An 11,912-nucleotide genomic window follows, 5' to 3' on the forward strand; every position below is an offset into this window, starting at 1 on the left:
CATGTTGATCAGGCATCAAGTAGGCGCAGTTCCATTGGAACTGCGTGTGTCCACACGTTTGCCCGAGCGCCGCATGCGCAGGGGCGAGGTGTTCCGTTCCCCAGATCGCGGTGACTTGGTGGCGCTTCGCGTCGCGGAGGGCTGCCTGCGCGTCTGCCACCCCCTGCATGACGGCCGCCGGCAGATTACCGACTTCCTGATGCCCGGCGACGGCATCGGTTTGAACGAGGTACGCCGGCACAATGGCAGCATCGAGGCGGTGACGCCCGCGCACGTCGCGCTGCTGGCCACCGATGCGGCCGAGGTCGAGGGCGAGCCCGACCTTGCCCAGGCGCGGATCGGCGCGATGCAGGCGCGGCTGTTCATGCTCGGCCACAAGAACGCGCGCGAGAAGCTCGCCGCCTTCCTGCTCGAGATGGCGGACCGCATCGCACCCGGCGAGGCGGATTTCCGCCTGCCGATGTCGCGCTACGACATCGCCGACTACCTGTGCCTGTCGCCCGAGACGGTCTGCCGGAACTTCACGCAGATGATCTCGGATGGGCTCATCGCGCTGCCGGACTCTCAGACCGTGCAGATCCTCCACCGCGCGCCGCTGGAATTCATCGGCCGCTGATCTGCAGCAGCGGCGGTGGCGCGTTGGGCGCCGCCGCCGCCTGCACCACCATCCGCGCCCGCGCCGATGCGTCGATCAGGACGCGGATCGCGGCAGCTCCCACGATACCCAGCTGAGCGAAGAAGACCGGTGTCGTGATGACCGGCGCCGAGAAGGCCGCGGCCAGCAATTGGCCGGCGAGCGCGGCCCCGAAGCAGTCGATGGCGATCAGGGCCGGGTTGCCGGCGTTCGCGACAGCCCGGGCACGACGGACCAGCCGGATCATCCGCAGCCCGAACCACGCCGTCGTCACCGCGCCGACAAGGCCGGCGCCGGCGAGCAGGCCGGGGAGGATGCTAGAGGCACGGGTGCTGCCCCACCCGACGCCAAGCCCGCCGCTCGACAGGAACGCATTCCAGGCGACGGTGTTCATCAGGCTGCGCTCGGTGAAGGAGTCGGACTCCCGCTTCTCGATCGTAGTGTCGATGACCTCCGCGACGACGTCGAGCAGTTCCGGTCGCATGACCAGCAGGCCGGCGGCGAGAAGCAGCGCGATCGTACCGGGCACGGCCAGCACGCGGATCATGCGCCGGACGGCCATGCCCCGGCCGGCCGCGGCCGCGAAGGCGAGTTGCGCCGGCAATCCGACCACGAGCGCCGCGATACCGGTGGTCGAGGTCGACAGGAAGGTCGCAAAGCAGGCCATCACCAGCAGCAGGTCGGGTCGCATCACCCGGTGCCCGCGAAGGCACAGTCCCATGCAGGCGAAGGCCAGCCCGGCCAGGTAGAAGGCGAGGGCGGAGGGCTCCGCGAAGGGCCCCTGCAGGCGCGGCAGGCTGCCGATGTTCTGCTCGACGATGCTCCAGCTTGGGTTCGAGTAGACGATGTCCGAAGGGAAGGGCAGGCCGACGGTGCGGCTTGCGAAGTCCCAGGCGACCAGGACCATCACGAGATAGCCCGAAAGCAGGTAGGCCTTCACGATGGCGCGCCATGGCGTCCCCGCGCGGCCGGCGGCCAGCGCCGTCGCCAGCGCCAGGCCCACATTGGCCGCGAGGTAGGCCACCTGGTTCATGTTGCCCTGGCCCGGCGCGATCGGCACGGGCTGCGGCTCGATGTCGGCGAACTTCTGGGGCCAGACGATGATGCGCCCGGCGAAGGCCTCGGGAAGCATCACGGCCGTCACGGCCGCATAGGCGAAGAAGAGCAGCAGCGGCGTCATCAGGTGCAGCGCAGGCACCTCGGCGATGCTCCGCCGCCCGGCGAGGTACTGCATGGCCAGCAGGCCGACCAGCATGATCGCCGGCGGGAAGGCCGGCGGCATGCCGAAGCCGCCTAAGATGAGCGCCGCGGCGGCGTCGAAGACGCCCGCCAGGAAAACGAGCTGCAGCAGGCGCGGCGCAGAACCGCAATAGCGCAGGCAGAGCGCAAGGACGACGACGCCGATCGCGGTCACGCTCACCCGCGGCCATCTCCAGGATGGCCGTAGTAGCCACGGTGGTCACGATAGAGATAGGCGAGGCCGTCGCTGGCCTGGCGCGCGAAGTGGCGCAGCTTCACCTGCGTCATCACCGCGCCGACCACGCGTGCGCCGGTCGCATTGAGCAGGCGCAGCGCGTCCCGCGCCGCGGCGCGCGGCGTGCGTTCCCACCGCACCGCGAAGACCGTCGCATCCGCCTGGCGCGCCACCAGCAGGGCATCGGCCGCAGGCAGGACCGGGGGGGTGTCGATCAGGACCAGGTCGAAGTTCTTCGACGCCCAGTCCAGCAGCTTGCCGAGGCGCGGCGAGCCGAGCAGTTCCTGCGCATCGCCGGCGATGGACCCGCTCGGCAGGACGTGCAGGCCCTTCTCGGCTTCGCGCAGCACGTCGCGGCCGTCACCGACCAGGTTGCCCGCAAGGATCTCGGCGAGGCCCGGCGCACCGGGGGGGCCGAACTCCGGCACGTCGGGCGGGCTGCGGAGGTCGGCGCAGATCAGCAGCACGCGGGATCCGCCGCGCGCCGCGCTGCGGGCAAGCCCCAGCGCCAGGGCAGACTTGCCTTCCCGCGGCAGGGCGGAGGTCACGACGATGGTGCGGGTGCGACGTTCCGTGCCCATCACCTGGAGCACGCCGCGCAATCGTGCAATGGAGGCCGAATACTGCGCTGCGGCGACGCTCGTGCCTCCCTGTCGGGCGCGGTTGCTCGTCTGCGGCAGCACGCCAATCGAGGCGAGGCCGAGCGCCGATTCCAGCGAGTCCGGCGTCGAGAAGCCCTCGCGCAGCCGCTCGAGGCCAAACACCAGCGCGATGCCCGAGACGAGCGAGGCACCGAACGCGACGAGCAGCAGCCTTCCGCGCTTGGGGCTGCTGGGGCCTTCCGCCGGCACGGCCTCGGACACCAGCTCGGCATCGGCCTCCTGGATGCCCGAGGCATTGGCGAGCTGCGTCGCGCGGGTCAGGAAGCTCTCATAGATCGCGCGGTTGGCCTGCGCCTCGGCCTGTAGGCTCTGCAGGCGGACCTCGGCGACGTTGTCCTGGGCGACGACGCGGCGCAGCGCGGCCAGGCGGTCGCGCAGCGATGCCTCCTGCGCGCGGGCCGCGGCGACTTCGCTGCGCAGCCCGTTCAGCGCATTGGCCATCTCCTCCCGCAGGCGGCGCTGGAAGCCGGCCCGCTGGGAGCGGGCCGCCTGCAGGTCGGGCGCCCTGGCGCCGAGCGTCGCCGCGAGCTGCGCCTCGCGCGCGCCGGCCTGCGATTCCTGGTCGCGAAGGGTGCGGATGATCGGGGAATTCATGACCTCCGGCAGGGCATCGACGCGGCCGCCGTTCCGCAAGGCAGTCTCGGCCTCGGCGAGCTGACCTTCCTTGCGCAGGCGCTCGGTCTCCGCTGCCACCAGCTGCCGTGCGATGTCATCGAGCTGCTGGCGATTGATCGTGACGATCGGCGCGCTGCCGTTGCGCGTACCGATGAGCTCGGTCAGCCCGTGCTCGATGCGATAATCCTCGATGGAGCGCTCCGAAGCACGCATCCGCTCGGCCAGTTCATCCAGGCGCGCGCTGAACCAGGCATGGGCGCGCTCCATCGCCGCGCCCTTCTGTCGGCGGCGGAATTCGAGCAGCTCATTGGCCAGGGCGTTCACGATCTGCGCGCTGAGCTCCGCCGAGGGCGTTTCGATCCAGATGATCAGGACATGCGACCGCGGCTCGTTCTGAACGCCGATGCGCGAACTCAGGATCGCCGCGGCGGTTTCGCGCGGATCCCCCGAACTCGGCCAGTGCGCTGCTTCGGGGAAGAAGCCGAAGGCATCGTGCAGCATGATGGTGAGGCGCGTCAGCAATCCCGGCCCCCCGCTGAACCCCGGGGTGCCGGCGAGATTCAGCCGGTCGACCACGCGGCGCGCCATGGCCGGTGAACGCAGGATGTCGATCTGCGTACGGATCAGGTTGGCGTTGCCGGCATCGGGCGAGATTGCCTGCAGGTCGCTGACCTGGGTGTTGCGCGGTTCGATCAGCACCGCGGCCTCGGCCCGGTATTCCGGCGTCGCGCGGTTGAGCCAGGCGAGCATGCCGCCGACACCAAGGAGCACCACGAGCACGACAAGCCAGCCGCGCCGGCGCAGCACGGCAAAGAGGCGCCGAACCGGGACGCCGATCGGCTCCTCCTCGCGCAGGACCTCCGGCCCGTGCCGAAGCGGGGGTAGGTGAAGGGCTGGCACGGTCATGACGGAGGCACTCTCTGATAGGTGATCGGCCGGTTCTCACGCGCATGCCCCTGGGCGCCGTAGCTGCCGCGCGGGCCCGGTGCAGAGGGCGACAGGCGAAGTCCGGTGGCGTGCTCAGGTCCTGCCGGCGCACGATCCTGCTGCGTCCTGGCGGCCCGGCGCGCCGCCGCGCCGAGCGCCAGGATCCGTTCGGGCGCGAGCCGGCCGCGCAAAGCATCGACCAGCCCGATAAGATTTCCATGCAGTCGTCCGCGCCGGTCGACCCAGGGTTCCGGGCGCATCGCGAACAGCATGTTCGCCGCGAGGTTCCGGCCGATCTGTCGGACCGCGCGGCGCATCGTGTACGCCGGCACGCGCGTGGCGATGTAGAGCGGGTTGATCACCTGCGAATAGCCGAGTTGCAGCCCGGGCGAGCGCCCGGCCTTGACGCCGAGATGCACGCCCCGGGCGCCATCCACGCGGAAGATCGACCCATGCGCGGCGAGGCGGCAGGACAATTCGACATCCTCCTGCCAGGCATAGAGCGGCAGCTGTTCGTCGAAGCGCAGCCCTGTCCTGCGCAGCACGGAAAGGCGCATCGCCATGTTGCAGCCATATCCGTTCGCGACCGGGCGCACATGCAGCGGGTCCGCGCTGCCGGGGTCGTCCGCGAGGATCCGGCGCCCTTCCGCGAAGGACAGACCGACGCCGGTGACGCCGTCCGCCAGCACGGTGCCCGTCGCGACGACGACCTCGGGGCGCGCGAGGAACAACCGCTCCATCACCGAGAGGTAGTCGGGCTTTGGCAGGAAGTCGTCGTCGAGGAAGAGGATGACGTCGCAATCGCCGACCTCGGCGAGGATGCGGTTGCGCTGGCGGCAGAGCCCCGCCTCCGATCGGAGCCACTCGACGGAAGCGGGCCGCCGGTCGGGCGGTGGAAGATCCTCGTCCCGCGCGTAGCAGACGATGATGCGGTCGGCCGGGCGCGAGAGTCGGGCGAGTTCCGCCACCGTCTCGAGCACGATCGCCTGTCGTCCATAGGTCGGGATCCCGATGGCGATCCTCATCCGTGCTCTCCCTGAACGACGTCGCGTGCATTGGCGGCGCCGCGCGCGTCGCGCCCGCGCGGCCACGCGGTGCCGGCGATCCGTGCGGCGACCATGGCGCGTATCTGGCCGCGGCGTTCCGCCTGCTGGGCGAGGGCGGCCGGCACATGGCGTGCCAGGCTCGCCGCGGCCGCGTGGGCTGCGCAGGACAGGCGTTCCCAGCGCGACGCATCCTCGGCGAGGCCGCGCAGCGCCGCGCTCGCCGTCAGCAAGTCGGGCTCCGCCCAGACGCTGTCGCGGTAGATCCCAGCATCGTCCTCGACGGGAACGAGGCGCGCCGGCACCAGCACGGCGTTGGACGAATCCATGAAGTCGACATTGCCGGACCAGCCGGTGCCGACGACCGGTACGCCGCGCGCCATCGCCTCGAGCATCGGCAGGCCGAAGCCCTCGGCGCGGTGCAGCGAGAGCAGCACGTCCGCCGAGCGGTACAGCGCGTCGAGCGCCGCCTCGTCGAGGAAGTCGCGCAGGATGGTCACGTTCGGCAGGCCTGCCGCGGCCCGCTCGACGGCGCAGTCGGGGTCGGCAGCGCCGTTCAGCTTGACGATGAGGCGCGCCGCGCCGCTCTCGCCGAAGGCCGCCTGGAAGGCAGCGATCGCGCCAGCCGGGTTCTTCCGCGCAAAGCTCGAGCGGCTGTCGCCGAAGCAGAGCACGGTGAAGGGCTGCGACGGATCGCGCCGGCGGCGTTCCCGCGCGGGCACGACATGCGGCACGACGCCGATCTGCCGGTCGGTCAGGCGACGCAGGCTCGCCTGGGCGAAGCGGCTCGGCGTCCAGACCTCGTTGACCAGGCGGTCGTAGCCGAACCAGTCATCGGGCGGATCAGGCAGCTCCCACGCCCAATAGCCGATGCGCCAGGCGCTGGCGGCGGCGGGCATGACGGCGGCGAGCAACTGCGGCGTCTGCGGGGCGCCGCAATGCACGACATAGGTGCTCGCCGGAGCGTGGCGCACGCGAAAGAGCGGATTGCGCAGCGCGGGGCCAGCATCGATCAGTTCCGCCTCGAAGCCGAGGCGGCGGAGCATCTCGAACTGCAGCACGGCGCCGCTCGAGATGCCATTGCGTCGCCCGAGGGCTGCGACGACAGCAACGCGATGGAAGGAGCGCGTCGCCGCCTGACGTGCGATCGCGAGATCGAGCGCCGCCGCGCAGGTCCGCGAATAGGCCTGCGCAAGCATCGGCTTGAGCGAGGTGTGCCAGGCGTTCATGGTGACGCCTGTACGGTTGCGATGACCATCGCCGGTGCCTGCGCAGCGAGCATGCGCATTGATGGCGACGGTCGGGCATCTCCTTCAAACCGGGGTGCTGAAAACTCTTCCCTCGATGCGGGCGAGGCGCATTTCCGTGATCATCCGGAGGTTGACGATGATATCGCACATCGTTGCGCATCGCGTCGTGGCGCGCGCGCTCGGGAAGGTCCTATGCTTCGGCCTTCACATCGGCGCGATCCGCCGAACGGGAAGGGGGAGGCATCAGATCGTGACCTTCAGGTTCCTCAATGTCATTGTCCTCGTCGCAGCCATGGCGCTCGGCGCCTGTGCCGGGCCCGGCACCAACCTGCCGCCGCTGCCCGAGACGACGCCCGGGCCGTATCGCCTGGCCGCGGAGGACCAGCTCCGCATCACCGTCTTCGAGGACAACCGCCTATCGGGCGAGGTCCGCGTCGCGGATTCAGGGGCGGTGGCGATCCCGCTGCTTGGTCCCGTGCAAGTCGGCGGCCTTACCGTCTCCGAGGCGGAGGCGCGGATCCGGCGCGAGTTCCAGCGCCGGCAGCTGCTCCAGGATCCCGGCGTCGCGGTGCAGGTCATAGCCTATCGCCCGATCTTCGTCCTCGGCATGGTCGAACGCGGCGGCCAGTTCCCCTACCAGCCGGGCATGACGGTGCTCTCGGCCGTCGCGCTGGCGGGTGGCTTCAACTATCGCGCCGTGCAGGATCGCGTGTCGGTTACGCGTGCCGATCCCGACGGGCGCAGCCGCGAATTCCGCGCCGACCGCGCATCGCAGCTGCAGCCCGGCGACGTGGTGACGGTGTTCGAGCGCTTCTTCTGAGACGACGCGGACAACCACTGCACGAGGGCGATCCATCACGGGTCGCCCTGGTGCAGTGAAGAGTTTTTGCAGGGCCACTTTGAAGCCCGACAGCATGCCGCAGCAGCATCCAGATCATGGACGGCATGCACACCACCGCCGCCTCGGCGGACATGGATGGCAGGGGCCTCGCGATCGCGGCGCCCGGCCTGGTCGAGACCTTCCCGGCGGCGGCGCCGGCACAGCGATCCGAGGCCACGAAGCGGGCCATGGACATCGCGCTGACGCTCCTCATGCTCGTTCCACTCGCGCCGGTCATGGCGGTCGTCGCACTGCTGATACGCCTGCGCAGCGGCCGCCAGATACTGGTGCGGCATGAACGCATCGGTCGCGACGGCGTACCGTTTCCCTGCCTGAAGTTCCGCACGATGGTGCGCGACGCGGATCGCGTGCTCGAGGAGCATCTCGCGCGCGATCCCGCCGCGCGCGCGGAGTGGCAGGCGCAGCGGAAGCTTGCGCGCGATCCGCGCGTGACGGCGATCGGCAACCTCCTGCGGCGATCGTCGCTGGATGAGCTGCCGCAGCTGTTCAACGTGCTGCGGGGCGAGATGAGCCTGGTCGGCCCGCGCCCGGTCGTTCGCGTGGAGCTCGAGGAGCACTACGCCGGCGAGGCGGGCAGCCTCTACTGCCGCGTCCGGCCAGGCGTGACGGGGCTGTGGCAGGTGAGCGGCCGCAGCGGCGTCAGCTACCGCGAGCGCGTGCGGCTCGATACCGAGTATGTCCGCACGGGATCCCTGATGCTGGACGTGGCGATCCTCTGCCGCACGCCCTGGGCGGTGCTGCGCGCCCGCGGCGCCTGCTGACGGTCAGGCGGGGACCAGCAAGCCTTCGCGTTCCAGCACCGCCGCCGTGGCAGCGATCGTCGCGAAGGGCATGTCGGCGCGCTCGGCGATGTCGAGCAGGCTGCGGGTGCCGTCCGACTGGTTGAGCAGCCAGAGCATCGCCATGTTCCGCTTCGCCGCATTCGCATCGCCGCCCAGCGCGCCGTAGAGCCCGCGCCGACCGAGCTGCGGCTCGCAGAAGGGAAGGGTGTTGCGGAGACGACGGTCCTGCTCGATGACCTCGATCGCGGCCTCGATGAGGGCCAGGGCGCCGGCGAGTTGTTCCGGCCGCACCAAGGCCAGGTCGTCGGCCGAGGTGTGATACTCGGGAAACTCGCCGAAGGGGCTGCGCTGGAGCAGGCCGACGGGCAGGTCGAAGCCGGGCGAGCAGTATTGCCGCTCGTCATAGCCGTAGGGCGAGAAGTCGCGGAGCCGTGCGCCCGGCGTCTGGTGCCGCAGCACATGGGCCATGATGCGGTCGATCGGCGCATCGCCACGACGGCTGCGCTTGTAGGTCGGTGCCCCGGCGTCACCCACGCCGGCGACGATCAGGCCGTGCCGGATGCGATGGGTGTGCGCCTGGTTGCGGGCAAGCCAAGTGATGGCGCCGATGGTCCCGGGGGCGAAGACGAAGCGGTAGGACAATCGTGTGCGGCGGCCGGCCATGCGCGCGGCCAGAAGCGCCAGCACGGCCATGCCCGAGCAGTTGTCGTTCGCGAGCGAGGGATGGCACGCATGGGCGGAGAGGAGGACCTCCTCCTCCGTCTCGCCGCGCAACAGGCACTCGCCATAGGTGAGGCTGCCTTCGAAATGCTCGGCGTCGATGCGCGCGCGATAGGTGCCTTCGGGCAGCGCCGCGAGCGCCGTGTGCGACATGCAGAAGCCCCAGCGATCCTCGTAGTAGGAGGTGCGGTAGGGGATCAGGTCGGGCTGTGCCGGTAGCGTGTGGATGTGGCGTCTCAGTTCCTGCAGCGGCAGGACAGCATCCACGGCCGTGCTGTAGTTCACGACATGCAGGTTGTGCACGCCGAAGTCGACGACGCGCGTGCCGTCCGCGGCCTCGATGAACGCCTCGCGGATGCGCCACTCCCGCGGCACGGTCCAATCGAAGACCTGTGTGCCGGTCGGCACCTCGTGCAGTGTGAGCGGCAGGTAGCGGTCGAGGATGGCGAGAGTGCGCCGGACGCCATCCCCGGTGATGCTGCGGCAGATCGGGTAGAGTTCGGCGACGAGCGCGTGCAATGCCGCGCCCGTCTCCTCTGCCGGATGCGGACCCTCGCGCGCGGCCGCGCTCATCGCCCCGTCCTAGGCGGCCTTCGCCGCGGGGCCTTCGGCGCGCCGGCGCAGGTCGGGCGCGAGGACGCCTTCGGCCATCAGCATGCGGATATGCCCGATGCGCTGGTAGCGCGGCCCCTCGAAGGATTCGAGATCGAGGTCCGAGGCGCGATAGGCCGCATAGAGCTGCTCCGCACCGCGCCGAACGTCCCATTGCGGCCGGAAGGCCGGGAGACGCTGGGCGATCTTGGAGAAGTCGACGCGGTAGGAGCGCAGGTCGGGTCCGGCATCGGCGGCGATCTCGAGCTCGCATCCCGGCACGACATCGGCGACGACCTGCGCGATCTCGCGGATCCGGTAGTTGTGCGCGGTCTGGCCGACGTTGAAGGCCTCATTGAAGACGGCCTCCTCCGGCGCTTCCAGCGCGGCGATGAAGGCGCGCGAGATGTCCTCGATATGCACGATCGGCCGCCAGGGCGAGCCGTCGGACTTCAGCATGATGCGCCCGGTCGTCACCGCCCAGGCGACCAGGTTGTTGAGCACGATATCGAAGCGGATGCGCGGGGAAAGGCCATAGGCCGTCGCGGGCCGCAGGTAGGTCGGGCAGAAGCCGTCGCCGGCCAGCGCGGCGATGCCCTGTTCCGCGAGGACCTTGGAACGGCCATAGGCGGTGACCGGATTGAGCGCGCCGGTCTCGTCCAGCATGCCTTCGCCCGCCTTGCCGTAGTTGGAGCAGGACGAAGCCAGCAGGAAGCGCTTCACGCCGGCCCGCTTCGCGAGTTCGGCAAGCCGCACGCTGGCGCGATGGTTGATCGCGTAGGTGCAATCCTCGTCCAGGTTGCCGAGCGGATCGTTCGACAGGGCAGCCAGGTGGATGATGGCGTCGAAGCCGGCGAGCTCGTCCGCCTCGATGTCGCGAACATCCTTCCTGATGACGGGAAGGTCCGCGATACGTCCGCCTTCGGCAAAGGTGCAGCGTGCATAGAGCTCGCTGTCGAGCCCCGTGACGTCATGGCCGGCGGCGACCAGCATCGGCGCCATCACCGTGCCGATGTAGCCGAGGTGACCGGTGAGCAGGACCTTCATGGCAGTACTCCGGGGCTCGAGAGGCCCCGACAGTGGCGCCCGCGGACGGGCGCGGAGAACGAACCGCACCGACAAAATTGTATGTGGATCACAGTGTGCACAGGGGTCGGAATGCGGCGTTCGACACCATTGGTCGCAGCCCTTGGTTGAATCAAAGGGCGGATTCCCGGCGTCGCGTTACGATTTGCGCCTGCGATGCGCAGGCCGGGATCGCGTCGCAGTCAATGGATGCAGAGACGCAACGCTGTTCAACCTGCGGGCAATGACGGATGTCAGTGCTGCGGTGACGCATGGCGCAGATGGTTCGCGCCATGACGACGCAGATCCAGACGAACATCGCAATCGGGCAGGGGAGTGGCACGATGATCGACCGCGCCTTGTCGAGCATGGATGCCGACCAGATCCCCGCTGCCACGCACCGGCCGCACGAGCGCGACGCACGCTTCCGGAGCTTCCGTGAGGGCGCCTTCGTCGCGAGCTTCCTGCGCCAGTCCGCGATGGAGCGGTTCTGGCTGTCGGACCTGCGCCGCTTCTATCTCTTTCTCTACCTGATGCGTGAATCGGCCTGGATGCGCGGCACGTCGGGGCGGTTTCCCTTCGCGCTCGTCGCGATGCGGACGCAGCTCTCCCTCGCGCGCCTGTCGCAGCTGCTGGAGATGGCCCATGCGACCGGCGACTTCCGCCGACAGCGGGACCCGCGCGACGCGCGGCAGTACATCTTCGAGCCGAGCGAGCGCGCCATCGCGCTGTTCGAAAGGCTGGTCGACGATTTCCACGCCGATGCGCCGGCGCTGCTGGAGCGCACGCCGGTCAGCCTGGCGCGGGCGGGACGGGAGCGGCGCGCGCAGCAGCTCCTCTTCATCGATGCCGTGCTTCGCTTCCTCGGCGGGCTTGACCTGGGCGACCGCGGCGTCGGCAGCCTCAGCTTCATGCTGGCGATGCTGGACCTGCACCTGCACAGCCCGCTCGCGACCACCGACCTTATCCGTCGCGAGGCCGACCGGCTGCATGTGACCTGCGTCACGATCCGCAATCTGCTCCGCCGCGCTGAGGAGCGGGACTGGCTGCAACGCGACCGGCGGATGCTGTCGCTGAGCCAGCAGGGCCGTCGCCGCATCCATGCCGGAATGGAGGCCTTCGAGGCGCTGGTTGCCGAGGTCCTGCCGACCGTGGCGGAACCGCCGCGCACGGGCGATCCCCGCCCGATGCGCCGCCGTCCGTTCCTGGCCCATCGCATGCCCGGCTGGGCCGGCTGAAGGAGGAGCA

The 11,912-nt window shown here is 69.9% G+C and carries 10 protein-coding genes; 4 read left to right on the forward strand and 6 right to left on the reverse strand.

From position 1 onward, the window contains the following. Nucleotides 1–118 precede the first annotated feature (118 nt). Nucleotides 119–616, forward strand: coding sequence for a helix-turn-helix domain-containing protein (locus GWK15_RS26495; protein WP_168038462.1), 498 nt, complete (start codon nucleotides 119–121; stop codon nucleotides 614–616). Here GWK15_RS26495 and GWK15_RS01765 read toward each other — a convergent pair. From GWK15_RS01765 to GWK15_RS01780, 4 genes are read right to left on the reverse strand one after another with little or no spacing between them, the layout of a single operon-like run. Further along, the gene (locus GWK15_RS01765) at nucleotides 603–2,054 is read right to left on the reverse strand and encodes a hypothetical protein (RefSeq protein ID WP_168038464.1); all 1,452 of its coding nucleotides are present in this window, start codon (nucleotides 2,052–2,054) and stop codon (nucleotides 603–605) included. The two genes, GWK15_RS26495 and GWK15_RS01765, sit on opposite strands and share 14 nt — an antisense overlap. After that, on the reverse strand, nucleotides 2,051–4,291 hold the full coding sequence (locus GWK15_RS01770) for a GumC family protein (RefSeq protein ID WP_168038466.1): 2,241 nt from the start codon (nucleotides 4,289–4,291) through the stop codon (nucleotides 2,051–2,053). The genes GWK15_RS01765 and GWK15_RS01770 overlap by 4 nt, the downstream gene beginning before the upstream one ends. Continuing rightward, nucleotides 4,288–5,337: a glycosyltransferase family 2 protein gene (locus GWK15_RS01775; RefSeq protein WP_168038468.1), complete on the reverse strand. Its 1,050-nt coding sequence runs from the start codon at nucleotides 5,335–5,337 to the stop codon at nucleotides 4,288–4,290. The genes GWK15_RS01770 and GWK15_RS01775 overlap by 4 nt, the downstream gene beginning before the upstream one ends. After that, nucleotides 5,334–6,584, reverse strand: a complete 1,251-nt coding sequence (locus tag GWK15_RS01780; protein WP_168038470.1) for a glycosyltransferase — start codon at nucleotides 6,582–6,584, stop codon at nucleotides 5,334–5,336. The genes GWK15_RS01775 and GWK15_RS01780 overlap by 4 nt, the downstream gene beginning before the upstream one ends. Before the next feature lie 271 nt (nucleotides 6,585–6,855). Between GWK15_RS01780 and GWK15_RS01785 the strand changes: the two genes are divergently transcribed. Then, nucleotides 6,856–7,425, forward strand: coding sequence for a polysaccharide biosynthesis/export family protein (locus GWK15_RS01785; RefSeq protein WP_338147171.1), 570 nt, complete (start codon nucleotides 6,856–6,858; stop codon nucleotides 7,423–7,425). 116 nt (nucleotides 7,426–7,541) lie between these two features. Then, entirely contained in the window at nucleotides 7,542–8,267 is a 726-nt protein-coding gene (locus tag GWK15_RS01790; protein WP_168038474.1) for a sugar transferase, read from the forward strand. A gap of 3 nt (nucleotides 8,268–8,270) precedes the next feature. On the opposite strand, the gene GWK15_RS01795 is transcribed toward GWK15_RS01790, so the two are convergent. Both GWK15_RS01795 and GWK15_RS01800 read right to left on the reverse strand, forming a co-directional pair. Then, nucleotides 8,271–9,581 carry a DUF4910 domain-containing protein gene (locus GWK15_RS01795; protein ID WP_168038476.1) on the reverse strand — a complete coding sequence of 437 codons (1,311 nt, stop codon included), beginning with the start codon at nucleotides 9,579–9,581 and terminating at the stop codon, nucleotides 8,271–8,273. A gap of 9 nt (nucleotides 9,582–9,590) precedes the next feature. Then, nucleotides 9,591–10,646: an NAD-dependent epimerase/dehydratase family protein gene (locus tag GWK15_RS01800; RefSeq protein WP_168038478.1), complete on the reverse strand. Its 1,056-nt coding sequence runs from the start codon at nucleotides 10,644–10,646 to the stop codon at nucleotides 9,591–9,593. Nucleotides 10,647–10,957: 311 nt separating this feature from the next. Here GWK15_RS01800 and GWK15_RS01805 point away from each other — a divergent pair, with 311 nt between their 5' ends. Further along, a complete protein-coding gene (locus GWK15_RS01805) occupies nucleotides 10,958–11,902 on the forward strand; it encodes a hypothetical protein (RefSeq protein WP_168038480.1) in 945 nt (314 codons plus the stop codon). The last annotated feature ends 10 nt before the right edge of the window (nucleotides 11,903–11,912 follow it).

Origin of the sequence: Neoroseomonas oryzicola, assembly GCF_012163135.1 — a bacterium.
Taxonomy (GTDB): domain Bacteria; phylum Pseudomonadota; class Alphaproteobacteria; order Acetobacterales; family Acetobacteraceae; genus Neoroseomonas; species Neoroseomonas oryzicola.